The organism is Ectopseudomonas alcaliphila (assembly GCF_900101755.1).
GTDB lineage: Bacteria > Pseudomonadota > Gammaproteobacteria > Pseudomonadales > Pseudomonadaceae > Aquipseudomonas > Aquipseudomonas alcaliphila.
Map to the genome: position 1 here is coordinate 25,365 of NZ_FNAE01000010.1, position 23,348 is coordinate 48,712.

Annotated in this window: 18 protein-coding genes; 13 read left to right on the forward strand and 5 right to left on the reverse strand. The window is 65.0% G+C overall.

Annotated elements, in window-relative coordinates; all coding sequences use genetic code 11:
- Nucleotides 1-86 precede the first annotated feature (86 nt).
- On the reverse strand, nt 87-1,259 hold the full coding sequence (gene ubiM / locus BLR77_RS22205) for a 5-demethoxyubiquinol-8 5-hydroxylase UbiM (protein WP_074681963.1): 1,173 nt from the start codon (nt 1,257-1,259) through the stop codon (nt 87-89).
- A gap of 320 nt (nt 1,260-1,579) precedes the next feature.
- Between ubiM and BLR77_RS22210 the strand changes: the two genes are divergently transcribed.
- From BLR77_RS22210 to BLR77_RS22245, 8 genes are all read left to right on the forward strand, one after another.
- Nucleotides 1,580-2,542, forward strand: coding sequence for a glucokinase (locus BLR77_RS22210; RefSeq protein WP_074681965.1), 963 nt, complete (start codon nt 1,580-1,582; stop codon nt 2,540-2,542).
- Between the two features lie 56 nt (nt 2,543-2,598).
- The gene (locus tag BLR77_RS22215) at nt 2,599-3,333 is read left to right on the forward strand and encodes a response regulator (RefSeq protein WP_074681967.1); all 735 of its coding nucleotides are present in this window, start codon (nt 2,599-2,601) and stop codon (nt 3,331-3,333) included.
- Entirely contained in the window at nt 3,323-4,765 is a 1,443-nt protein-coding gene (locus BLR77_RS22220) for an ATP-binding protein (protein ID WP_003462113.1), read from the forward strand. The genes BLR77_RS22215 and BLR77_RS22220 overlap by 11 nt, the downstream gene beginning before the upstream one ends.
- 199 nt (nt 4,766-4,964) lie before the next feature.
- Complete coding sequence (locus BLR77_RS22225) at nt 4,965-6,218, forward strand: ABC transporter substrate-binding protein (protein WP_074681969.1); 1,254 nt, start codon at nt 4,965-4,967, stop codon at nt 6,216-6,218.
- Between the two features lie 160 nt (nt 6,219-6,378).
- Nucleotides 6,379-7,287: a carbohydrate ABC transporter permease gene (locus BLR77_RS22230; RefSeq protein ID WP_074681971.1), complete on the forward strand. Its 909-nt coding sequence runs from the start codon at nt 6,379-6,381 to the stop codon at nt 7,285-7,287.
- Nucleotides 7,280-8,149: a carbohydrate ABC transporter permease gene (locus tag BLR77_RS22235; protein WP_074681973.1), complete on the forward strand. Its 870-nt coding sequence runs from the start codon at nt 7,280-7,282 to the stop codon at nt 8,147-8,149. Before BLR77_RS22230 ends, BLR77_RS22235 begins: the two co-directional genes overlap by 8 nt.
- Before the next feature lie 24 nt (nt 8,150-8,173).
- A complete protein-coding gene (locus BLR77_RS22240; RefSeq protein ID WP_074681975.1) occupies nt 8,174-9,319 on the forward strand; it encodes an ABC transporter ATP-binding protein in 1,146 nt (381 codons plus the stop codon).
- Between the two features lie 144 nt (nt 9,320-9,463).
- Entirely contained in the window at nt 9,464-10,702 is a 1,239-nt protein-coding gene (locus BLR77_RS22245) for a maltoporin (protein ID WP_074681977.1), read from the forward strand.
- A gap of 196 nt (nt 10,703-10,898) precedes the next feature.
- On the opposite strand, the gene mapR is transcribed toward BLR77_RS22245, so the two are convergent.
- Nucleotides 10,899-12,311, reverse strand: a complete 1,413-nt coding sequence (gene mapR, locus BLR77_RS22250; protein ID WP_074681979.1) for a GntR family transcriptional regulator MpaR — start codon at nt 12,309-12,311, stop codon at nt 10,899-10,901.
- A 247-nt stretch (nt 12,312-12,558) separates the two neighbouring features.
- Nucleotides 12,559-13,971 (reverse strand): cytochrome c oxidase accessory protein CcoG, encoded by a 1,413-nt coding sequence (gene ccoG / locus BLR77_RS22255; RefSeq protein WP_074681981.1) that lies wholly within the window; start codon nt 13,969-13,971, stop codon nt 12,559-12,561.
- Nucleotides 13,972-14,311: 340 nt separating this feature from the next.
- On the opposite strand from ccoG, the gene BLR77_RS22260 reads away from it, so the two are divergent.
- From BLR77_RS22260 to BLR77_RS22280, 5 genes are all read left to right on the forward strand, one after another.
- The gene (locus BLR77_RS22260; RefSeq protein WP_074681983.1) at nt 14,312-15,979 is read left to right on the forward strand and encodes a nitrite/sulfite reductase; all 1,668 of its coding nucleotides are present in this window, start codon (nt 14,312-14,314) and stop codon (nt 15,977-15,979) included.
- A complete protein-coding gene (locus BLR77_RS22265) occupies nt 15,976-16,497 on the forward strand; it encodes a DUF934 domain-containing protein (RefSeq protein ID WP_074681985.1) in 522 nt (173 codons plus the stop codon). Before BLR77_RS22260 ends, BLR77_RS22265 begins: the two co-directional genes overlap by 4 nt.
- Nucleotides 16,494-16,847: a CidA/LrgA family protein gene (locus BLR77_RS22270; RefSeq protein WP_024308941.1), complete on the forward strand. Its 354-nt coding sequence runs from the start codon at nt 16,494-16,496 to the stop codon at nt 16,845-16,847. Before BLR77_RS22265 ends, BLR77_RS22270 begins: the two co-directional genes overlap by 4 nt.
- Nucleotides 16,844-17,527, forward strand: coding sequence for an LrgB family protein (locus tag BLR77_RS22275; RefSeq protein ID WP_074681987.1), 684 nt, complete (start codon nt 16,844-16,846; stop codon nt 17,525-17,527). The genes BLR77_RS22270 and BLR77_RS22275 overlap by 4 nt, the downstream gene beginning before the upstream one ends.
- A gap of 297 nt (nt 17,528-17,824) precedes the next feature.
- Entirely contained in the window at nt 17,825-19,432 is a 1,608-nt protein-coding gene (locus tag BLR77_RS22280; protein ID WP_074681989.1) for a malate:quinone oxidoreductase, read from the forward strand.
- A 456-nt stretch (nt 19,433-19,888) separates the two neighbouring features.
- On the opposite strand, the gene BLR77_RS22285 is transcribed toward BLR77_RS22280, so the two are convergent.
- Both BLR77_RS22285 and plsB read right to left on the reverse strand, forming a co-directional pair.
- Entirely contained in the window at nt 19,889-20,602 is a 714-nt protein-coding gene (locus BLR77_RS22285; RefSeq protein ID WP_074681991.1) for a S1 family peptidase, read from the reverse strand.
- Between the two features lie 227 nt (nt 20,603-20,829).
- Entirely contained in the window at nt 20,830-23,313 is a 2,484-nt protein-coding gene (gene plsB, locus BLR77_RS22290) for a glycerol-3-phosphate 1-O-acyltransferase PlsB (protein WP_074681993.1), read from the reverse strand.
- Between the last annotated feature and the right edge of the window lie 35 nt (nt 23,314-23,348).

A 23,348-nucleotide genomic window follows, 5' to 3' on the forward strand; every position in this document is an offset into this window, starting at 1 on the left:
ACAAAACAGACTCAGAAACTGCTGTCTGATGCGTATCAGATGAGGTTGGCCGGTTGCGCGCCGAGTCCGGCGCGCTTGCGGGAGTTTCAGGCCTGGGCGGTCAGATGACGGGCGATGCCCTTCTTCAACGGCAACAGACCCTGCGCCACGCGCAGGCCGGCGCCGCGCAGCAGGCGCGCCGGTAAACGGTCGTTGGTGTACAGCTCCACCAGCAGGTTGGTGGCCTGGTACAGCGGCCAGGTGGCCAGGCGCAGCTGGCGCTCATAGCGCGCCAATGGCGCAGTCGCACCGATGTCCTGACGTTTGCCGTGAGCGGCCAGCAGTGCGTCGCTGAGCAGTTGCACGCCGATCAGGCCGAAGTTGAAACCATGCGCGGTGACCGGGTGCATGCCGACGGCGGCATCGCCGAGCAGGGCGCAGCGGGTGCCGACCATGCGCCGCGCATAGGCGCCCACCAGCGGATAGGCGTGGCGGCTGCTGACCAGTTGCATGGCGCCCAGGCGGCGATCGAAGCGCTTTTCCATCTCGCGGGCGAAGGTGGCTTCGTCCAGTTGCTGCAGGCGTTCGATCTCGCGCGGCGGCAGGGTCAGCACCATCGACGACTGCCGGCCGTTGAGCGGCAGCAGGGCCAGGGTCTGGCCATAGCCGAACCACTCCCAGGCCACCTGTTGGTGGTCCTGTTCGTGCTGCATGCGGCACACCAGCATGGTCTTGCCGAAGTCCTTGAGTTGCGCGCCGATGCCGAGCTGGCGACGGGTCTCCGAGAAGCGGCTGTCGGCGGCGACCAGCAGACGCGGTTGCAGCACCTGGCCGTCCTGCAGCACCAGTTTTATCTCGCTCTGGCCTGGTTCGACGGCGCGTACGCTGGTTTCGCACAGCAGCTGCACGTCGGCGCATTCGCTTACCGCCTGATAGGCGGCGCGGCGGATGGCCTGGTTGGCCACCAGATGGCCGAGGCGCTCGGCGCCGGCCTGCTCGGCGCGGATCTTCAGGGCGAACAGCGAGGGGCCGTTGAACACCTGGGCATCGCGCAGCACGGCGATGTCCTCGGCAGGCAGGCGCGACCACAGCCCGAGACGCTCGAGCAGGGCCTGCGAGCCGTGGGTGAGGGCAATCTCACGGCCGTCGAAGGCCGGTTCGGCCAGTGCCTGCTCGGCCTGGCGCTCCAGCACCACGATGGACAGGCCTTGCCCGGACAGGGCGCGCGCCAGGCACAGGCCAGCCGGGCCGGCGCCGACGATGAGGATATCGGGTGACATGCTGCAGCTCTCCGTGCGAACTCGGGAAGGCCCGAGTCTAGGCCGGCAGACAGTGCTGGATATTGTCCGGGATCATGCTGGGATAGAAATGCGCCGTGGCGAGCCTGTTGTTCCGTAGTGGCGGTTGGGGGGGCAGGGATGCGTGGTGGAATATTGTTGTTATTACCACTTTGATCGGGTTGATAGGCGAAATTTTCGGGTTTACTGTTGTGCGCGTTGTTTGAACTACAAAAATAATCGGATTTTGGAGTCGGTAAGATGCAACCTCGTTCTTCTGCGGTAGCCGTTGCGCCAATCGTCCTGGCTACGGAGGCATTCAGGTGAAACTGGCTCTGGTGGGTGATATCGGTGGTACCAACGCACGCTTTGCGCTGTGGCGTGACAACCATCTGGAGGCGGTGCAGGTTCTGCCGACCGCCGATTTTCCTGGGCCGGAGCAGGCCATCGTCGCCTATCTGCAAGCCCAGGGGCTGCCGCTGGGGGCCATAGGCTCGGTCTGCCTGGCCTGTGCCGGGCCGGTCAGCGGAAATCTGTTTCGCTTCACCAACAACCATTGGCGCATCGATCGTACGGCGTTCTGTGAGGCGCTGCGGATCGACGAGCTGCTGATGATCAACGATTTCTCCGCTATGGCCCTGGGCATGACCCGCCTGGCCGAGCACGAGCGGGTGCCGGTGTGTGAGGGTCAGGCGCAGGCAGACCGTCCGGTGCTGGTGATCGGCGCCGGCACTGGCCTGGGCGTCGGCACGCTGCTGGAGCGCCCGGATGGCAGCTGGCTGGTGCTGCCGGGGGAGGGCGGGCATGTCGACCTGCCCATCGGCAGCCCGCGCGAGGCCGATCTCTGGCAGGTTCTCTATCGGCAGTTGGGTCATGTGCGGGCCGAGGACGTGCTCAGCGGTAATGGTCTGTTGGCCCTGTACCAGGCCATCTGTGAGCTCGACGGCCAGCCACGGCAGCACGCGACGCCCGCTGCGATCACCGCCGCCGGCCTGGCGGGCGAGCCCGTCGCCGCCGAGGTGCTGGAGCAGTTCAGTCGCTGGCTGGGACGCGTTGCCGGCAACAACGTGCTGACGCTGGGGGCACGCGGTGGGGTGTACATCGTCGGTGGTGTGGTACCGCGTTTTGCCGAACGCTTTCTCGCCAGCGGTTTTGCCAAGAGCTTCAGCGACAAGGGCTGCATGAGCGAATACCTTCACGGCATCCCGGTGTGGCTGGTGACGGCCGAGTATCCCGGCCTGACCGGCGCCGGTGTGGCCTTGCAACAGAGGGCCGAGGCCGGGTAGAACCTGCACCGACCCAGGCCCGCATTGCGGCATGAAGACAACAAGGACGGCGGACCATGAGCCAGCCCGGCAAATCGATTCTGCTGGTCGATGACGACCAGGAAATTCGCGAACTGCTCGATACCTACCTGAGCCGTGTCGGCTTTCAGGTGCGCGCCGTTGCCGACGGCGCCGCCTTCCGCCAGAGCCTGTGCGCCGAACAGGCCGACCTGGTCATTCTCGACGTGATGCTGCCCGACGAGGACGGTTTCAGCCTGTGCCGCTGGGTGCGTGAGCATCAGCGCTTCGCCCAGGTGCCGATCATCATGCTCACCGCCAGCTCCGACGAAGCCGACCGCGTGATTGGCCTGGAACTGGGCGCCGATGACTACCTCGGCAAGCCGTTCAGCCCGCGCGAGCTGTTGGCGCGGATCAAGGCGCTGCTGCGCCGCGCGCAGTTCACCCAGGAGCGCAGCGGCGAGGTGCTGGCATTCGACGACTGGCGCCTGGACATGGTCAGCCACCGCCTGTTCCACAGCGACGGCGAGGAAGTGATCCTGTCCGGTGCCGACTTCGCCCTGCTCAAGCTGTTTCTCGATCACCCGCAGCAGATTCTCGACCGCGACACCATCGGCAACGCCACCCGTGGTCGTGAGGTGATGCCGCTCGAGCGCATCGTCGACATGGCGGTGAGCCGCCTGCGCCAGCGCCTGCGCGATACCGACAAGCCACCGCGGCTGATCCGCACCGTGCGCGGCAGCGGCTATCAACTGGCAGCCACCGTCAGCGTGCAGGCTGGCGATGGGCGTTAACCCACGGCGCTGGCTGCCGCGTTCGCTGCTCGGGCGCATGCTATTGCTCACCCTGCTGGCGATATTGGCGGCGCAGACGCTATCCAGTGCCATCTGGCTGTCGCAGTTGCGTGCCACCCAGCTCGAAGGTTTGGTCACCACCGCACGCAGCCTGGCGCATTCGATGTCCGCCAGCGTGCGTTACTTTCGTTCGCTGCCGGTGAATTACCGGCCGCTGGTGCTCGATCAGTTACGCAGCATGGGCGGCACGCGCTTCGTGGTTAGTCTCAATGACCGTCCGTTGCAGATGAAGCTGCTGCCAGCCACGCCACGCAAGCAGGCGGTAACCGAGGCGGTGACCGAGGTGCTGCGCCAGGCGCTGGGCAGCGCCGCAGACATTTCGGTGACCTTCGTCAGCCCCGATGATCTGCGCATCTTCAATGGCGGCCTGAAACTCGACGAGCTGCCGCGTTCCTGGGCGCACTATGCCCTGACTCTGGAGCCGATCAACCCGCCGGTACTGGTGACGCAGATCCAGCTGGCACCGGGAGAATGGCTGTATATCGCCTCGTTGCTGCCCGAGCCCTACACCAGCCTGGAGGAGCCCATCCTGCCCACCCAGCAGCTGTGGTTCATCCTGCTGACTACCGCCTTCCTGCTGTTGTTCATCGGCTTGCTGGTGCATCTGCAGAGCCGTCCGCTCAAGCGTCTGGCGCGCACCGCGCGGCACCTGTCGCTGGGTGCGGAAGTGGAGCCGGTGGCCGAAGGCGGCGGCCGCGAGGTGGTGGAGGTGGCACGCGCCTTCAACGCCATGCGCGAGCGCATCAGCCGCTACCTGACCGAGCGCAGCCAGCTGTTCAGTGCCATCTCCCATGACCTGCGCACACCGATCACGCGCCTGCGCCTGCGCGTCGAACTGCTTGACGACGAGAGCCTGCAAAGCAAGTTCGGGCGTGACCTGGACGACCTGGAGCTGCTGGTCAAGGGCGCGCTGCAATGCGTGAAGGACACCGACATTCACGAGAACATCGAGCCGGTCGACCTCAATTACCTGCTGCATGGGCTGACCGAACCCTATCTCGGCACCGGCCGGGTCACCCTCGATGGCGCGGCGCGGTCTCTTTATCCCGGCAAGCCGCTGGCCCTGCGCCGCTGTATCGGCAACCTGCTGGACAACGCGCTGAAGTACGGCGAGCGCGCGCACCTGCACATCGAGGACGACGCCGAGGCGTTCGTCCTGCACGTCGATGACGAGGGGCCGGGCGTGCCCGAGCAGAAGCTCGAGCAGGTGTTCGAACCGCATTTTCGCCTGGCCAGCCAGCAGCAGGGCTACGGCATGGGGCTTGGCATCGCGCGTAATCTCGCGCACAGCCACGGTGGCGAGCTGAGCCTGCGCAACCTGCGTGACGGAGGGCTGCGCGTCACCCTCTGGCTACCGCGTCAGGCCCGCTGAACTCGCTGTCCTCAAGCGTGGGCGCAGCGCCGCAGCACGCGCCGTGGTGCCCATGTAACTCGCCGGCGCCGCTTTGTAACGGTCTGGTGACTTTCCAGTACCCTTTGTTACCCCGAGTGCATCGGGGGCTGGGTAGACTCGTTCGCAATGCAAGCACCACGACTTGCTCGCGAATAACAACAACAAGGTGTCTTATCCCATGAAAGCGATCTCTCGCCTGTCCTGTGCCATCTCCCTCGCTGTCCTGCTGCCCCTGTCCGCCACTGCCGGTGAAGTCGAAGTGCTGCACTGGTGGACCTCCGGTGGTGAAAAACGCGCCGCCGATACCCTGCAGAAACTGGTCGAAGCCCAGGGCCACAAATGGAAGGATTTCGCCGTTGCCGGTGGCGGTGGTGAAGCGGCCATGACCGTGCTGAAGACCCGCGCCGTGTCCGGCAACCCGCCCGCCGCAGCGCAGATCAAGGGCCCGGATATCCAGGAGTGGGGTGAGTTGGGCCTGCTCGCCGACCTCAACGACGTCGCCGCCGAGCAGAAGTGGGATGACCTGCTGCCGCCGCAGGTGATCGAGGTGATGAAGTACCAGGGCGATTACGTGGCGGTGCCGGTCAACGTGCACCGGGTCAACTGGTTGTGGATCAACCCACAGGTGTTCGAAAAGGCTGGCGCCACGCCGCCGACCACCCTCGACGAATTCTTCGCCGCCGCCGACAAGCTCAAGGCCGCCGGCTTCATCGCCATCGCCCATGGCGGCCAGCCCTGGCAGGACGGCACCGTGTTCGAGGACCTGGCCTTCAGCATTCTCGGCGCCGAGGGCTTTCGCAAGGCCTTCGTCGAGCTGGACCGCGCCACCCTGACCGGCGACAAGATGGTCGAGGTGTTCGCCGCCCTGCAGAAGCTGCGCGGCTATATCGATGCCGACGCCGCCGGGCGCGACTGGAACAGCGCCACCGGCCTGGTGATCGACGGCAAGGCCGGCATGCAGATCATGGGCGACTGGGCCAAGAGCGAGTGGACCGCCGCTGGCAAGGTCGCCGGCAAGGACTACGAATGCCTGGCCTTCCCAGGTACCCAGGGCAGCTTCGCCTTCAACATCGACTCGCTGGCCATGTTCAAGCTGAACAACGCCGACAACCGCAAGGCCCAGGAAGACCTGGCGCGCACGGTGATGGGCAACGAGTTCCAGGAGTTCTTCAACCAGAACAAGGGCTCGATCCCGGTGCGCATGGACCAGGACATGAGCAGCTTCGACGCCTGCGCGCAGAAGTCCATGGCCGACTTCAAGGAGGCCGCCGCTGACGGCGGTCTGCAGCCGAGCCTGGCCCACGGCATGGCCGCTTCCAGCTACGTGCAGGGCGCGGTGTTCGACGTGGTGACCAACTTCTTCAACGACGCCAAGGCCGACCCGAAACGCGCCGCCCAGCAGCTGGCGGCGGCGATCCAGGCGGTGCAGTGAGTCTGCGGGCCGCCTAGGCGGCCCTTGCCGTAGGGCGGGTGCAACCCGCCGGTTTCAAGCCTTCTATCCCTGGCGCATGCCCACAGGCATGCGTCATGGGATCGGCCGCGCCGCGTTTCCCTCTCAGGGGGCCGCGCAACCTGCAACGACGGAGTGATCCATGAGTTCAAATGCAGTCTTCGCCAAAGCCTCACCGCTGGACGCCCTGCAGCGCTGGCTGCCCAAGCTGGTGCTGGCACCGAGCATGGTCATCGTGCTGGTGGGCTTCTACGGCTACATCGGCTGGACCTTCCTGCTGTCGTTCACCAACTCGCGCTTCATGCCCAGCTACAACTTCGTCGGGCTGCAGCAGTACGCACGGTTGTGGGACAACGACCGCTGGTGGGTGGCGAGCCAGAACCTGCTGGTCTTCGGCGGCCTGTTCATCGCCATCAGCCTGGTCATCGGCGTGTTTCTGGCGGTGCTGCTGGATCAGCGCATTCGCCGCGAAGGCTTCATTCGCACCATCTTTCTCTACCCCATGGCGCTGTCGATGATCGTCACCGGCACCGCCTGGAAGTGGCTGCTCAACCCCGGCCTGGGGCTGGACAAACTACTGCGCGACTGGGGCTGGGAAGGCTTTCGTTTCGACTGGCTGGTGGATCCGGATCGCGTCGTCTACTGCCTGGTGATGGCCGCCGTGTGGCAGTCCTCGGGCTTCGTCATGGCGCTGTTTCTCGCCGGCTTGCGCAGCGTCGATCAGTCGATCATCCGCGCCGCCCAGGTCGATGGTGCCAGCCTGCCGAGCATCTACCTGCGCATCGTGCTGCCGAGCCTGGGCCCGGTGTTCTTCAGCGCGCTGATGATCCTCGCCCATATCGCCATCAAGAGCTTCGACCTGGTCGCCTCGATGACCGCTGGCGGCCCCGGCTACGCCTCCGACCTGCCGGCGATGTTCATGTACGCCCATACCTTTACCCGCGGCCAGATGGGCCTCGGCGCCGCCAGCGCGATGCTGATGCTCGGTGCGGTGCTGGCGATTCTGGTGCCCTACCTGTATTCCGAACTGCGAGGCAAACGTCATGACTAGCCATGCCATTAATGCGCAAGTCGCGCCGCGCCGGATAAGGGCGTTCAGCCTCAGCCGGCTGGCCATCCATGCCACCCTGATCCTGGCCTGCGCGGTGTATCTGGTGCCGCTGCTGGTGATGCTGCTGACCAGCTTCAAGACCCCCGACGACATCCGCAGCGGCAACCTGCTGTCGATCCCGGACGTGTTCACCCTGATCGGCTGGGTCAAGGCCTGGGACGGTGTCGGCGGCTATTTCTGGAACTCGGTGAAGATCACCATCCCGGCAGTGCTGATCTCCACGTTGCTCGGCGCGCTGAACGGCTACGTGCTGGCCATGTGGCGCTTTCGCGGCTCGCAGCTGTTCTTCGGCCTGCTGCTGTTCGGCTGCTTCCTGCCGTTCCAGGTGATCCTGCTGCCGGCGTCCTTCACCCTCGGCCAGCTTGGCCTGGCCAACACCACCGAAGGCCTGGTGCTGGTGCACGTGGTCTACGGCCTGGCCTTCACCACGCTGTTCTTCCGCAACTTCTACGTGAGCATTCCCGAGGCGCTGGTACGCGCCGCACGCCTCGATGGCGCCGGCTTCTTCACCATCTTCGGGCGCATCCTGCTGCCGATGTCGGTGCCGATCATCATGGTCTGCCTGATCTGGCAGTTCACCCAGATCTGGAACGACTTCCTCTTCGGTGTGGTGTTCGCCAGCGGCGACACCCAGCCGATCACCGTGGCGCTGAACAACCTGGTCAACACCAGCACCGGGGCCAAGGAATACAACGTCGACATGGCCGCCGCGATGATCGCCGGGCTGCCCACGCTGCTGGTCTACATCCTGGCCGGTAAATATTTTCTGCGCGGTTTGACGGCCGGCGCGGTGAAAGGCTGACGCCTTCAAGATTGGAGAAACGACATGGCTACCCTCGAACTGCGCAACGTCAACAAGTCCTATGGCAGCGGCCTGGCGGACACCCTGAAGAACATCGAACTGGCCATCGACTCCGGCGAGTTCCTGATCCTGGTCGGTCCTTCCGGCTGCGGCAAATCCACCCTGATGAACTGCATTGCCGGTCTGGAAAGCATCAGCGGCGGGGCGATCCTGGTCGATGGCGCCGACATCAGCGGCATGAGCCCGAAGGATCGTGATATCGCCATGGTGTTCCAGTCCTACGCGCTGTACCCGACCATGACGGTGAAGGACAACATCGCTTTCGGCCTGAAGATGCGCAAGCTGCCGCCGGCCGAGATCGAGGCCGAAGTGGCGCGCGTGGCCAAGCTGCTGCAGATCGAGCATCTGCTGGCGCGCAAGCCAGGCCAGCTCTCTGGTGGCCAGCAGCAGCGCGTGGCCATGGGCCGGGCGCTGGCGCGGCGGCCGAAGATCTACCTGTTCGACGAACCGCTGTCGAACCTCGACGCCAAGCTGCGCGTGGAGATGCGCACCGAAATCAAGCTGATGCACCAGCGCCTGAAGACCACCACGGTGTACGTCACCCACGACCAGATCGAGGCCATGACCCTGGGCGACAAGGTGGCGGTGATGAAGGACGGCATCATCCAGCAGTTCGGCACCCCGCAGGAAATCTACAACGACCCGGCCAACCAGTTCGTCGCCAGCTTCATCGGTTCGCCGCCGATGAACTTCATCCCACTGCGCACGCAGGTGCGCGATGGCCAGTGCTTCGGTCTGCTCGACTCTGGCCAGGCGCGCTGCGAGCTGCCACTGGGCGCGGCGGCCGAGCTGCAAGGGCGCGAGCTGATGCTTGGTATGCGTCCCGAGCAGATCCTGCTGGCGCCCGCGGAGTCGCCACTGCCGAGCGTGCGCGCCGAGGTCGAGGTGGTCGAGCCGACCGGCCCGGACACCCTGGTGTTCGTCAGCCTCAACCAGACCAAGGTGTGCTGCCGCCTGACTCCGGACGCCGCGCCGCAGGTTGGCGCCAGTCTCGATCTGCAGTTCGATCCGGCACGCGTGCTGCTGTTCGATGCCACCAGCGGCGAGCGCCTGCGCCCGGGAAAGCGTCAGGCCACTGACAACAAGGTGGCCCAGTTCAAGCTCGGTTAGCCATGTAGCCCGGATGAAATCCGCGGGCTGCCCAATCAACCCCCCGGATTGCATCCGGGCTACACGGCGCACCAAGGCAATGAAAAAACCGTCGCTGCGGCGGTAATCCGCAGCATCGCTCAATAAAAACAATCAGGAGCAACGATGAAGACCACACAGCAAACCCTCACCTGTTCGCTCGGCGTTCCCTGCCTGCTGGCACTGGCTTTGGCCACGCCGCAGGCACAGGCTGTCGAGTTCAGCGGTTATGTGCGCAGCGGCATCGGCGGCGCGGACACTGGCGGCACGCAGCAGTGCTTCCAGTTGCCGGGCGCGCAGTCCAAGTACCGCCTGGGCAACGAGTGCGAGCAGTACATCGAGCTGGATCTGCGCCAGGATCTGTTTCGCCTGGACGACGGTTCGGTGATCAGCGTCGAGGGCATGGCGCAGCTCTACAACCAGTACGGCCACACGCCCAAGTTCACCGGTGACTATGGCTTCGCGCGGATGAACCAGATGTACGCGGAATGGAGCAATATGCCGGCACTCAATGGCGGCTCGCTGTGGGCCGGGCGGCGCTTCTACAAGCGTAACGACATCCACATTTCAGATTTCTACTACTGGAACCAGAGCGCCACCGGTTTTGGTATCGACGAGATGGTCATCGGCGACCTCAAGTACAGCTACGTGTTTTCGCGCAAGGACAACTACAATCAGGACCCCTACATCAACCGCCACGATTTCAACGTCGGCGGCTTCAAGGTCAACCCCGGCGGCGAGCTGGAAGTGGGCGTCAGCTACATCGACAAACCGGACAGCACCGACAGCCACAGCGGCTGGGCGGTGACCGCGCAGCACAAGCAGCAGGACTTCCTCGGCGGGGTCAACACCTTTGCCCTGCAATATGGCCGTGGGCCCGGCACCGGCCTGGGTTATACCGGCGACCCGACCCTCGACAACAGCAACCGCAGCTGGCGCCTGGTGGAGTTCTTCGACTTCCAGATGACCCCGCGTCTCGGTGGCCAGGTGCAGCTGGTCTACCAGAAGGACAAGCGCCCGGACGGCGCGGACCAGAACTGGCTGTCCATCGGCGGTCGTACCAGCTACGCCTTCACCGAGCAGTTCAAGCTGGTCGGCGAGATCGGTCGCGATCAGGTCGAAGCGCCCGGTGGTACGCGCAAGCTGACCAAGTTCACCATCGCCCCGACCTGGTCGCCAGCCGGCCCCGGTTTCTGGGAGCGCCCGGAAATCCGCCTGTACTACACCTACGCCAGCTGGAACCGTGCGGCGCAGCAGGCCGCCAACCTGCTGGCCGACGGCTCGGCATTGTCCGAGAACGGCGCCTTCGGCAGCGCGCGCAACGGCTCCAACTTCGGCGTGCAGGTGGAGTACTGGTGGAAGTAGAGCAATCGTAGACTGTGCCTGCTGCAAATCAGTCGGTGCGCACGGCGCACCCTACGTTAGGTGGCGCAGGTCATCCGTAGGGTGCGCCGTGCGCACCAGGACCGTAGCCCGGATGCAATCCGGGGCGATTCCTGCATCCGCCCCGGATTTCATCCGGGCTACAACAGCTTGTAGGGTGCGCCATGCGCACCAGGCGTCAGAGCAAACCCGCCACCAGGCGCCCGAGCACCTCCATGGCCTGTTCACTGCGCGGGTTCCACGGGTGGCCGTAGTTCAGCCGCGCGCAGTGACGAAAGCCCTGGCTGGCGGAGAAGATCGGCCCCGGCGCCAGGCTTATGCCCTGGGCCAAGGCCAGGCGCAGCAGTTGCAGCGAATCCAGGCGCTCGGGAAATTCGAACCAGAGGAAGTAGCCGCCCGCTGGCCGCGTCACTCGCGTGCTGGCGGGAAAGTGCCGGGCGGCCGAGGCGAGCATCGCGCTCTGCTGCATTTCCAGGGCGTGGCGCAGCTTGCGCAGGTGGCGGTCGTAGCCGCCGTGCTGTAGATAGTCGGCCAGCGCCGCCTGGGCCGGCACCGACGGCGAGATGGTGGTCATCAGCTTGAGCCGGGCGATCTGCTCGGCATAGCGCCCGCCGGCCACCCAGCCGATGCGATAACCCGGCGCCAGGCTCTTGGAGAAGGAGCTGCAATGCATCACCAGCCCCTCGCGGTCGAAGCTCTTCACCGGCTTGGGCGGGTGGCTGCCGAAGTACAGCTCGGCGTACACGTCGTCCTCGATCAGCGGCACCTGATGCTCGACCAGCAGCTCGTACAGCGCCTGTTTCTTGGTCTCGCTCATGCTCGCGCCGAGCGGGTTCTGCAGGCTGCTCATGAACCAGCAGGCCTTGATTGGCAGTTGTTTCAGGCTGTCGGCAAGAGCGCCCAGATCGATGCCCTCGCGCGGATGCACGGGGATTTCCACCGCCTTGAGCTGCAGGCGCTCCAGCACCTGCAGGCAGGCGTAGAAGGTCGGCGATTCGATGGCCACCAGGTCGCCCGGCTGGGTCACGCACTGCAGGCAGAGGTTGAGCGCCTCCATGGCGCCGTTGCTGATCACCAGCTCCTCCATCGGCAGCATCACGCCGCTGACCATGTAGCGCAGGGCGATCTGCCGGCGCAGGTCGGCGTTGCCGGCGGTCATGTCGGCGATGATCTCGTGCGGCGATAACCTGCGAAGGGCATGCGCCATGCTCTTGGCCAGGCGCGGCAGGGGAAACAGGTCGGGGCTAGGAAAGGCCGAGCCGAAGGCTACGGTGTGCGGGTCCTTCAGCGAGGCGAGCACGGAGAACACCAGCTCGCTGACGTCCACCTCGGTGGTCTGTGCCGCCTGGGCAGTCAGCTCCGGCTCGTGCAGCGGACGCTTGGCGTGCTCACGCACGAAGTAGCCGGAACGTGCCCGCGCCTGGATCAGCCCGCGATCTTCCAGCAGGTAATAGGCCTGGAACACGGTGGACGGGCTGACGCCGTAGGTGCGACTGGCATGGCGCACCGAGGGCACTTTTTCACCGGGGCCGAGCACGCCGGTGCGGATCAGCTCGGCGATCTCGTCGGCAAATTTTTCGTAGCGTTTCATCCTGTCCTGGTTCACCGCCGCAAAGGGTACGGGCGAACACTTTACGGGGTGAGCGGCAGACATGGCAGTGCCTCGTTAATAGTGGGCAGGCTTCGGATGTAGGAGCGGATTCATCCGCGATGAATGCGGCGCAGCGGTTTCGCGGCTGAAGCCGCTCCCACAGGTTCGGGCTACGCTACATGCCCATTCGCCGCGGGGCGGGGCTCCTACACGGATATCTGTAGGAGCCCCGCCTCGGGGCGAAGCGCTAGCGCAGCGGTGCGAGAAAGGTGCTCTTGGTGCTCACATGGCTCTGCGAATCGGCCTGGTCACGTACCTCGAAGCGCACGGTTTGCGGCCCAGCGCCGTTGCTCGTGGCCGTCAGCGCGACGCTGACCGGCAGATCACGAATCTCGCCCGGAGCCAGATTCAGCGTGCTCGGGCCGTGCAGTTCGAAGTCACCGGGCTCGACCAGCGTGATGGCGTAGCTGCGTGGCTGCTGGGTCTTGTTGATGATCTTCAGGCTGTAGATGTTCTCGATCTGGCCCAGGGCGTTCTCGCGGAACAGGCCACGGTCGCGGGTCACGTCCAGGGAGATCAGCGGGCGCTCGGCCAGGGCCCAGACGAAGGCACCGATCATCAGCGCCAGCATCGCCGCGTAGCCGATCAGGCGCGGGCGCAGCCAGTGGGTCTTGCCGCCGGCCAGCTCGTTCTCGGAGCCGTAGCGCACCAGGCCGCGGGCATAGCCGAGCTTGTCCATCACGCTGTCGCAAGCGTCGATGCAGGCGCCGCAGCCGATGCATTCCAGTTGCAGGCCATCGCGGATGTCGATGCCGGTGGGGCAGACCTGTACGCACATCGTGCAGTCGATGCAGTCGCCCAGGCCTTCGGCCTTGTAGTCGGCGTCCTTGCGGCGCGGGCCGCGGGTTTCGCCACGGGCGGCGTCGTAGGAGATGACCAGCGTATCGCTGTCGAACATCACGCTCTGAAAGCGTGAGTAGGGACACATGTCGCGGCACACCTTTTCACGCAACCAGCCGGCGTTGATGTAGGTGGCGGTGGTAAACGACAGCACCCAGAACGCGGTGGTCGCGCCCATCTCCAGGGTCAGCAGGTCAGTGGTCAACTGACGTACCGGCGTGAAGTAGCCGATGAAGGCCATCGCCGTGATCAGGCTCACCGCCAGCCAAAGTCCATGTTTGGCGCTACGGCGCAGAAACTTCTGCAGCGACCAGGGTGCGGCATCGAGCTTGATGCGCTGGCCACGGTCGCCCTCGGTGATCTGCTCGACGCGCATGAAGACCCAGGTCCACACGCTCTGCGGACAGGCATAGCCGCACCAGACGCGACCGGCCAGCACGGTGATGAAGAACAGGCCGAAGGCGGCGATGATCAGGATGGCCGAGAGCAGGATGAAATCCTGTGGCCAGAAGGTCGCGCCGAAGATGTGGAACTGGCGGTTATCCAGATCCCAGAGTACGGCCTGGCGGCCGTTCCAATCGATCCAGGCGGTGCCGAAGAACAGCAGGAACAGGAGGCCGGCGCCGAGCAGGCGCAGGTTGCGAAAGCGTCCGGTGAAGCTGCGGGTGTGAATCGGGCCGCCGGCCTGGGCCGGTGTCAGGCGAATGGGTTTGGCAGGGTCGATGGTCTCGACGGCCCGCACGGGGATCAGATCGGTCATATGGTTGCCCTCATCAGGCGTTTATCAGGCTGGCGCCATGATCCGAGGGCAACTGATCGCGAAACAGACTCAGGTTTTCGATAAAAAAGCGGATCAGATGCGCCCCTAGGACTGTAAAAAAGCACCTGATACCTCTGCAGGTCACGCAGCGTCTGACCTCATGAGCTTTCAACCAGAGCCGTGCAGGCGTCGCCCTGCGACATCGCGCCGCGCCAGTCAGTGCCCTGCGTCGGCCACTGTCGCCTCTATCTGATCCGGTTTTTTAAGGCTTTTCTGGCGCTGTTTTCGGTGCACGCCTGGCAGGCATAGTCGACGCCCCGTGATCAGGAGGCCTGCCGGCATGTACCAATACGACGATTATGACCGTGCGCTGGTGCGCGAGCGCGTCGCCCAGTTCCGCGACCAGGTACAGCGGCGCCTGGCCGACGAGCTGAGCGAGGAGGAGTTCCTGCCGCTGCGTCTGCAGAACGGCCTGTACCTGCAGAAGCACGCCTACATGCTGCGGGTGGCGATCCCCTACGGCACCCTGTCGGCCAAGCAGATGCGCGCCCTGGCGCACATCGCCCGCGAGTACGACCGCGGTTATGGCCACTTCACCACGCGGCAGAACATCCAGTTCAACTGGGTCGAACTGGAGCGCGTGCCGGACATCCTCGACTGGCTGGCCGAGCACGACATGCACGCCATCCAGACCTCCGGCAACTGCGTGCGCAACATCACCACCGAGGCCTTTGCCGGCGTCGCCGCCGACGAGTACCTCGACCCACGGCCGCTGGCCGAGATCCTCCGCCAGTGGTCGACGGTAAACCCGGAATTCCTCTTTCTGCCGCGCAAGTTCAAGATCGCCCTGTGCGCCGCCGAACAGGATCGCGCGGCGATCCAAGTGCATGACATCGGCCTGCAGCTGTATCGCGACGCGGCCAACGAGCTGCGCCTGCGCGTGCTGGTCGGCGGTGGCCTGGGGCGCACACCGATCATCGCCCAGCCCCTGCGCGAGGGGCTGCACTGGCAGGACTGCCTGTCCTACGTCGAGGCCATCCTGCGCGTGTACAACCGCCACGGCCGGCGCGACAACAAGTACAAGGCGCGTATCAAGATCCTGGTCAAGGCGCTGGGCATCGAGGCCTTCGCCGCCGAAGTGGAGCGCGAGTGGCAGCCGATCAAGGACGGCCCGGCGCGCCTCACCGAGGATGAATACCGGCGCGTCGCTGCCTCCTTCCACAAGCCGGCCTACGTGCCCCAGGACGCCCTCGACCTCGACTTCGGCAGCCACCTGGCACGTGACGAGGCCTTCGCCCGCTGGGTGTCGCGCAATGTCATGGCGCATCAGGTGCCCGGCTACCTCAGCGTGGTGCTGTCGACCAAACCCGGCATCAGCGCGCCGCCCGGCGACGTCAGCGCCGAGCAGATGGAGGCGCTGGCCGACTGGAGCGAGCGCTACGGCTTCGGCGAGATTCGCGTTGCCCACGAGCAGAACCTGGTACTCCCCGATGTGCGCAAGGCCGATCTCTACGCGCTATGGCGGGAGGCCCAGGCGGCCGGGCTGGGCACGGCCAATGCCGGCCTGCTCACCGACATCATCGCCTGCCCCGGTGGTGACTTCTGCTCGCTGGCCAACGCCAAGTCGATCCCCATCGCCCAGGCCATCCAGCAACGCTTCGATGACCTCGACTACCTGCATGATCTGGGCGAGCTGAGCCTGAACATCTCCGGCTGCATGAACGCCTGCGGCCACCACCATATCGGCAACATCGGCATCCTTGGCGTCGACAAGAACGGCAGCGAGTGGTACCAGCTGACCCTCGGCGGCAGCCAGGGGCGGCAGGCGGCGCTGGGCAAGGTGATCGGCCCGTCGTTCGCCGCCGAGCAGGTACCCGAGGTGATCGAGCGTATCGTGCGCACCTATGTCGATTACCGAGAGGTCAACGAAGGCTTTCTCGACACCTTCCAGCGCATCGGTCTGGAACCCTTCAAGGCGTGCGTGTACAGCCGCGAGGAGGTGGTATGAACAACCTGATTCGCCTGGTCGAGGGCCAGGCCTGCATCGTCAGCGACGATCCCTGGCAACTGCACGAGGCTGAGGGTGACGCGCCGCTGATTCTGCCGCTGGCGGCCTGGCGCGAACGGCAGCCGGCCGAGGTGCTGCAGGGCAGGGCGATGAGTACCGATGGCCTGCTGCTGCAGGTGGACGACGAGCCGGAAGCGCTGCAGCCATTTCTTGCCAGCCTGCCGCTGATCGCCATCGACTTCCCCAGCTTTCGCGATGGTCGTGGCTACAGTCAGGCCTACCTGCTGCGCACCCGCATGGGCTGGCGCGGCGAACTGCGCGCGGTGGGCGATGTGCTACGTGATCAACTGGCGCATATGCGTCAATGCGGCTTCGATGCCTTCGCGGTACGCGCCGACAAATCGCTGGAGGATGCACTCAAGGGCCTGCAAGGGCTCAGTGTGTTGTATGGTCGCTCGGTTATCGAGCCGCGTCCGCTGTTTCGTCGGGGACGCCATAAGGAGGAATCGAGATCATGATGGTGCGTGGCCTGTTCTGGCTGGTAGTGCTGCAGTTGTTCGGCGTGGCCCTCAATCACTGGCTGTTGCCGATGCTGCCGGCGTCCATCATCGGCCTGCTGCTGCTCTCGGTCTGGCTGATGTGGCGCGGCGCCGTGCCCGAGCCGCTGCAACAGGCCGCCGGTGGTTTGCTGCCGTATCTGCCGTTGCTGCTGGCCGTGCCGGCGTCGGGGATCATGACCAGCAGCGACCTGCTGCTCGGCGAACTGCCGGTGATCGCCACGGCGCTGGTGCTGTCGTTGCTGGTCACCGTGCCGTTCTGCGGCTGGCTGCTGCAGACGTTGATCCGCCGTCAGGAGCGCAAGGGATGACGCAGCTGACTCATCATCCGCTGTTCGCCATCGCCCTGACCCTGGCCGCTTTTCTCATCGCCGCCTGGCTCTATCGCCGCAGCGGCTGGCTGGTGCTGCAGCCGGTGCTGGTTTCGGTGACGCTGATCGTCGCCACCTTGCTGCTGTGTGGGGTCGACTACGCCACCTACCGCGCCGGCGCCGAGCCCGTTGCCTGGCTGCTGGGGCCGGCCACCGTGGCCTTGGCGGTGCCGCTGCAGCACAACATCAAGCGCATCCGTCAGTTGTTCTGGCCGGTGATGATCACCCTCACGGCCGGCGGCGTGCTGTCGGTGGCGCTGACCCTGGCCATCGGCTGGGCGCTGGGCGCCGACTGGAGCGTGGTGATGAGCCTGGCGCCGAAATTCGTGACCATGCCGATTGCCATGCCGGTGGCCGAGCAGATTGGCGGCGTCGCTTCGCTGGCCGCGGTGATGGTGATGCTCACCGGGGTGATTGGCACAGCCATGGGACCGCTGCTGCTGCGTTGGGCGGGCGTGGATCACCCGGCTGCTCGTGGTCTGAGCTACGGCATCAATGCCCATGCCATCGGTACAGCTCACGCCCTGCAGGAAGGCGAGGAGTGCGGCGCCTTCGCCGCCCTGGCGATGAGCCTGCTGGGCATCGGCACTGCCTTGCTGTTACCGCTGCTGCTGGCCTGATTCGGGCGGGATTCCGCCATTTCCAAGGGGCTCCTCCCGTGGATCTGGCGAGTTCCCGCCAGTCTCGAGCCTGATGTGTGGCAGAAAGCCGCATTTGGGCTGCTGAATCCTTTCAGCGGCACGCATATTGCTCCTCCCGGCGACGCGACTGGAATACGCCCGCCAAGAGGCCTGGAAATACCCTTCCTCCCGCCGCGCCGCAGATCTGCGGCTATCGCCCATGTGCGGCCCAAACGGCCGCTGCCCGAAACCTTGCCTGCACGGCTGTTGTCGTCGTGCGACGAACTGGACTGTCCCATGAAGAAAATCCTGCTGACGCTGCTTTGTTTCAGCGTGATCGGTTGCTCCAAGCCCCGCGAGCCCGAGAAAACCGTCGACGTGCTGCTGATCGGCGCTGGCGTGATGAGCGCCACCCTCGGCACCTACCTCCACGAGCTGCAGCCGGACTGGAGCATCGAAATCTACGAGCGCCTCGACAAGGTAGCCGCCGAAAGCTCCAACGGCTGGAACAATGCCGGCACCGGCCACTCGGCGTTCTGCGAGCTGAACTACACCCCGGAAACCGCCGACGGTGGCATCGACATCAGCAAGGCCATCGCCATCAACGAGTCGTTCGAGATCTCCAAGCAGTTCTGGGCCACCCAGGTCGAGCGTGAGGTGCTGAGCAAGCCCAAGAGCTTCATCAACATCACCCCGCACATGAGCTTCGTCTGGGGCGACGACAACGTCGAGTACCTGCGCAAGCGCCACGCCGCACTGCAACACAGCAACCTGTTCCGCGGCATGGAGTTCACCGAGGACCACGGGCAGATCGCCCAGTGGGTGCCGCTGGTCATGCAAGGTCGCGATTCGCAGCAGAAGGTCGCCGCCACGCGCATGGCCATCGGTACCGACGTCAACTTCGGCGAGATCACCCGTCAGCTGATCGACTCGCTGATCGGCAAGCAGCAGGCCAGCCTGCATCTTGAGCACGAAGTTCGTGATCTGCAGCGCAACGATGACGGCACGTGGCGCGTGATCGTCGCTGACCTGGCCAAGGGCGGCGCCGAGCAGAGCATCAACGCCCGCTTCGTCTTCATCGGCGCTGGTGGTGGCGCACTCAAGCTGCTGCAGAAATCCGGTATCGAAGAAGCCAAGGGCTACGCCGGTTTCCCGGTCGGCGGCCAGTTCCTCATGACGCGTAACCAGGACGTGGTCGCCCAGCACCTGGCCAAGGTCTATGGCAAGGCTTCGGTCGGCTCGCCACCCATGTCCGTACCGCACCTGGATACCCGTGTGATCGATGGCGAGAACGTGCTGTTGTTCGGCCCGTTCGCCACCTTCTCCACCAAGTTCCTCAAGCAGGGCTCGCTGCTCGACATGTTCAGCAGCATGACCACCGACAACTTCATGCCGATGGTCAACGCCGGCATGGACAACTGGTCGCTGAGCACCTACCTGATGGGCCAGCTGATGCTCAGCCAGGAAGACCGCATGGCCTCGCTGCGCGAGTATTTCCCGGAGGCGCAGGACGCAGACTGGGAGCTGATCAATGCTGGCCAGCGCGTGCAGATCATCAAGAAGGATGCCGAGAAGGGCGGCGTGCTGCAGTTCGGCACCGAAGTGGTGACCTCTGCTGACGGCAGCATCAGCGCACTGCTGGGCGCCTCGCCAGGCGCGTCCACTGCCGCGCCGATCATGTTGCACCTGATCGAGAAGGCCTTCGCCGACGAGGTTGCGACTCCCGAGTGGCAGGCGCGTCTGAAGGAGATCATTCCGTCCTACGGGCAGAAGCTGAACGATGACCTGGCGCTGACCAACCGCATTCGCCAGTGGAGCAGCGAGCGTCTCGAACTGCCGCACATCGAAGTGGCGCCGGACGTGGAAATGGCCGCCGAGCCCGAGCCGGCTGCCGTGACTCTGTAAGACGTTTCACGCTTTGAAAGAACCCGCCCTGCGTTGTGCGCATGGCGGGTTTTTTATTGGGCCGTTGAAATTCGTGAGCTGAATCTTTTGCGGCTGAAGCGCAATGCCGCCCAGCCGCTCCTACTCGACGGATAAACACCTGTAGGAGCGGCTTCAGCCGCGATGTTCTTGTCCGACTCCGGCATCCACGTTTCGTAGCCCGGATGCAATCCGGGGCCGTTCGATCACCAGAAAAAACTGTCGCGGCTAAAGCCCCTCCCACAGGTACGGTGGGATCTGTGGGAGGGGCTTTAGCCGCGACTGGACATGGAGTGGCTCCCCGGATTACATCCGGGCTACTCACTGGTTATCGCCCGCAAGCGGGCCCTACGGGGCGTGGCTTGTTCTGTAGGCGCTGGATTGCCTGCGAGCCTGGAGATCATGCTGTCAATCATCCCTCCAGATGATGCCGGGCATTCACTCCGTCAGCGTCATCAGGATATCGGCATACCAGGTGCAGTTAAGGCCCAGGGCTTCGTCCTGATCCTCATCGCGATCGCCCAGCAGGCGCGTGGAGTGGATGCCCAGCAGGTGCCAGGGCAGTTCACCATCGACGCTGGCGCGTGTGACCACCGGCGCGCCGCTGATGCCGCGATGGGTGCGGCCGTCGGTGAGAAAATAGCCCAGCCCCTGGAAACGCAGCCCGAACGACGACGCCAGCCCGGCATGGCGCGCCACCGGCATGCGGTGCAGGGTGTCCTGAAAGCCCAGAGGGAAGCCCACCACCAGCAGGGTCGAGCCGATCTCCACATGCTCATCGGCCTGTAACAGGTGCTGCTCGGTGAAGGCCTGGTAGACGCTGCCTGACGGCAGCGCCGAACGATCCAGTTCGATCACTGCCACGTCGATCTCGCCGGCACCATCGATGCCCTGGCGCCACAGACGTTCGTCGCCGTCGTAGAGAGCCACGGTGAAGTCGGCGGTGCTGGCCAGATTCTCGGCATCGGTGTGCAGTTCGATCTGCAGGGCGTCGGGTTGATGGCCGCTGGGCTCGTCGAGCACCACATGGCGGCTGGTGACCAGAAACAGCCGCTGATCACGGCTGAAGAAGAAGCCGCTGGCGTTGGTCAGTACCTGCCCAGCCGCCAGGGTGGAAATGCGTGTTGCGCTCAGCATCAGGGAGTCGATCATGGCCGGGGCCTCCTGCCGGTCAGTGGCCTATCGACTGACTGCCAAATCCGTGACTGGTTCGCCTGATTGCATCGGCCCTCTGCCATGGTGGATGTAAAAAGCGACATCCACCTTACGAGGCTGACGCGACACGCAGCATGGGGCGGTAGGGTGCGCCGTGCGCACCGTGGTGGCTACGGCGATTCGACGGTGCGCAGGGCGGCCCCGCGACACCCTACGTCCAGCGATTACGGCGCGGTCGGCTCATCCTCGTTGCGATCGAGCGCCACCTGGCGGATCGACAGGCGAATCTCCGCTGGCAGCACGCGCTTGGCGGCGCCTTCGGCCAGCTCGCTGAGCAGCGGGTGATGGCTGAGCTTGCCGGCTTCGTCCTGGCGCAGCACGCCCTGATCCAGCAGGCTCTGGATGAAGTGGCGGAACAGGCTCTTGTCGAAGAACTCCGGCGCATTGAGGCCATGCAGGATCGACAGGCGCTGGGCCATGACCGTGCACAGGTCTTCCAGCTCCTCGGCGCTGATCGCGTTCTGCCCGGCGTTGAGCAGCAGGGCGATGGCCATGTAGAAGCGCTGCAGGGTCTGCGCCACCGAACGCGACAGCAACGTCAGCAGCACGAACTGGCGCGAGCTGGGCGCCGGACGCACGTACACGTCGCCCTCGACCTTGAGCAGGCCCTGCTCGACGAAGGCGGCCAGCCACTGGTCGATCACGCCTTCCAGCTCGCTCTGTTCCCAGCGGATGAACAGCTCGGACTGCAGATAGGGGTACAGCGCGCCGGCATAGCGCAGGATCTGCTCGCGGCTGATCCGTGCGCTGCTCTGGAAGAAGCTCGCCAGCAGCGCCGGCAGGGCGAAGATGTGCAGCACGTTGTTGCGGTAGTAGGTCATCAGGACGGCGTTCTGCTCGTCCAGATAGAGAATCTTGCCCAGTGCGTCCTTTTGCTCGGCCAGCAGATCCATGCCTTTGACGTGCTCGATCAGCGCCGCGCCGTCGCCTTCCGGCAGGGTGGTGTGCGGCGAGTAGGGCACCGCGCGCAGCAGCGCCAGATACAGGTCGAGCACGCGCGCCAGGGCACGGTCGTCCAGGGCCAGCTTGCTGGTGGACAGCAGCGCCAGGGCCACCAGATTGACCGGGTTGATCGAGGCGGCCTCGTTGAGGTGACGCGCCACGCGCTCACCCAGGCGATTGGTGGTGTCATTGAGCCAGGCCGGGCGGTACTGCGGGCCCAGCTCCTGCTGGCGCCAGCCGGGCTGCTGCTGGTCGAGGAATTCGGCCAGCTTGATCGGCTCGCCGAAGTTCACCGAGACCTGGCCGAAGCGCTGCTTGAGTGCGCCGAGCACCTTGAACAGGTCGAAGATCGACTCCTTCTTCTTGCTCGCGCCACGCAGCTCGCCCAGGTAGGTGCGGCCTTCCAGGACGCGCTCGTAGCCGATGTACACCGGCACGAAAACGATGGGCAGGCGGTTGCTACGCAGGAAGCTGCGCAGGGTGATGGCCAGCATGCCGGTCTTCGGCCGCAGCATGCGCCCGGTGCGCGAGCGGCCACCCTCGACGAAATATTCGACCGGGAAGCCCTTGCTGAACAGGGTGTGCAGGTACTCGTTGAACACCGCGGTGTACAGCGGGTTGCCCTTGAAGGTACGGCGCATGAAGAAGGCGCCGCCACGGCGCAGCAGGCCGCCGATCACCGGCATGTTGAGGTTGATGCCGGCAGCGATGTGCGGCGGCGTCAGGCCATTGCGGAACAGCAGGTAGGACAGCAGCAGGTAGTCGATATGGCTGCGGTGGCAGGGCACGTAGATCACTTCGTGACCCTGGGCGATGTCACGCACGCCTTCGATGTTGTGCACCTTGATGCCGTCGTAGATCTTGTTCCAGAACCAGCTCAGCACCAGTTCGAGGAAGCGGATCACCGTGTAGGTGTAGTCCGAGGCGATCTCGTTGCCATAGCGCAGAGCCTGGGCTTCGGCCTTTTCCAGGCTGATCTTCTCGCGCTCGGCTTCATCAATGATGGCCTGGCGCACCATCGGGTCATGCACCAACCCTTTGACCAGATTGCGCCGGTGCGACACGTCCGGGCCGATCACCGCCGCCTTCTGGTTGCGGAAGTGCACGCGCAGGATGCGGTGCACCATGCGCAGGGTGCGTTCCTGGCCCTTGTCCTGCTCGACCAGCTCGCGCAGGTGAATCGGCGTGGAGAACTGCACGCGGGTCTTGCGCCCGAGGATCAGGATGCTGACCAGCCGGCGCAGGCGCCCGGTCACCGCCCAGCTGTCGGCGAACAGCAGTTTCCAGGGGCTGGTTTCGCGATCCGGCGACTGGCCCCAGAACACGCTGACCGGCACGATCTGCGCGTCATCCACCGCATGCTGGCTGAGGGCGGTGACCACGCGATCCAGGGTCGGCGAAATGCCGCGTTTGTCCTGGCGGCCGAACCAGTCCGGCTCCGGCGTCAGGTAGAAGAAGGCGGCGGGCTCGATGTGTTCCCCGACCGCTACCGGCAACACCGGGCGCGGCAGGCCGGCCTTGGTGCACTCGCGGTCGACCACCGCCAGGTCGCTCACCGACGGCTGCTGCAGCACGTAGAACACCGGCTTGCTGCGGTCGAGCTTGAGGGTGAAGGCGGACTGGTTGATGGTTTCCGAGCGTACCCAGAGGTACAGCAAGCGGCGCAACGATCCGAAGACGAGGCGGCGGAAGGGGGAACGGGTCATACGGACTCTGCTTGTATGGCAAAACGAGCGGTGGC

What these genes read in the sequence shown, in the direction of transcription:
- ubiM (WP_074681963.1), bottom strand. Translation starts at nt 1,259, where the DNA reads ATGTCACCCGATATCCTCATCGTCGGCGCCGGCCCGGCTGGCCTGTGC.
- BLR77_RS22215 (WP_074681967.1), top strand. Translation starts at nt 2,599, where the DNA reads ATGAGCCAGCCCGGCAAATCGATTCTGCTGGTCGATGACGACCAGGAA.
- BLR77_RS22220 (WP_003462113.1), top strand. Translation starts at nt 3,323, where the DNA reads ATGGGCGTTAACCCACGGCGCTGGCTGCCGCGTTCGCTGCTCGGGCGC.
- BLR77_RS22225 (WP_074681969.1), top strand. Translation starts at nt 4,965, where the DNA reads ATGAAAGCGATCTCTCGCCTGTCCTGTGCCATCTCCCTCGCTGTCCTG.
- BLR77_RS22230 (WP_074681971.1), top strand. Translation starts at nt 6,379, where the DNA reads ATGAGTTCAAATGCAGTCTTCGCCAAAGCCTCACCGCTGGACGCCCTG.
- BLR77_RS22235 (WP_074681973.1), top strand. Translation starts at nt 7,280, where the DNA reads ATGACTAGCCATGCCATTAATGCGCAAGTCGCGCCGCGCCGGATAAGG.
- BLR77_RS22240 (WP_074681975.1), top strand. Translation starts at nt 8,174, where the DNA reads ATGGCTACCCTCGAACTGCGCAACGTCAACAAGTCCTATGGCAGCGGC.
- BLR77_RS22245 (WP_074681977.1), top strand. Translation starts at nt 9,464, where the DNA reads ATGAAGACCACACAGCAAACCCTCACCTGTTCGCTCGGCGTTCCCTGC.
- mapR (WP_074681979.1), bottom strand. Translation starts at nt 12,311, where the DNA reads ATGAAACGCTACGAAAAATTTGCCGACGAGATCGCCGAGCTGATCCGC.
- ccoG (WP_074681981.1), bottom strand. Translation starts at nt 13,971, where the DNA reads ATGACCGATCTGATCCCCGTGCGGGCCGTCGAGACCATCGACCCTGCC.
- BLR77_RS22260 (WP_074681983.1), top strand. Translation starts at nt 14,312, where the DNA reads ATGTACCAATACGACGATTATGACCGTGCGCTGGTGCGCGAGCGCGTC.
- BLR77_RS22265 (WP_074681985.1), top strand. Translation starts at nt 15,976, where the DNA reads ATGAACAACCTGATTCGCCTGGTCGAGGGCCAGGCCTGCATCGTCAGC.
- BLR77_RS22270 (WP_024308941.1), top strand. Translation starts at nt 16,494, where the DNA reads ATGATGGTGCGTGGCCTGTTCTGGCTGGTAGTGCTGCAGTTGTTCGGC.
- BLR77_RS22275 (WP_074681987.1), top strand. Translation starts at nt 16,844, where the DNA reads ATGACGCAGCTGACTCATCATCCGCTGTTCGCCATCGCCCTGACCCTG.
- BLR77_RS22280 (WP_074681989.1), top strand. Translation starts at nt 17,825, where the DNA reads ATGAAGAAAATCCTGCTGACGCTGCTTTGTTTCAGCGTGATCGGTTGC.
- BLR77_RS22285 (WP_074681991.1), bottom strand. Translation starts at nt 20,602, where the DNA reads ATGATCGACTCCCTGATGCTGAGCGCAACACGCATTTCCACCCTGGCG.
- plsB (WP_074681993.1), bottom strand. Translation starts at nt 23,313, where the DNA reads ATGACCCGTTCCCCCTTCCGCCGCCTCGTCTTCGGATCGTTGCGCCGC.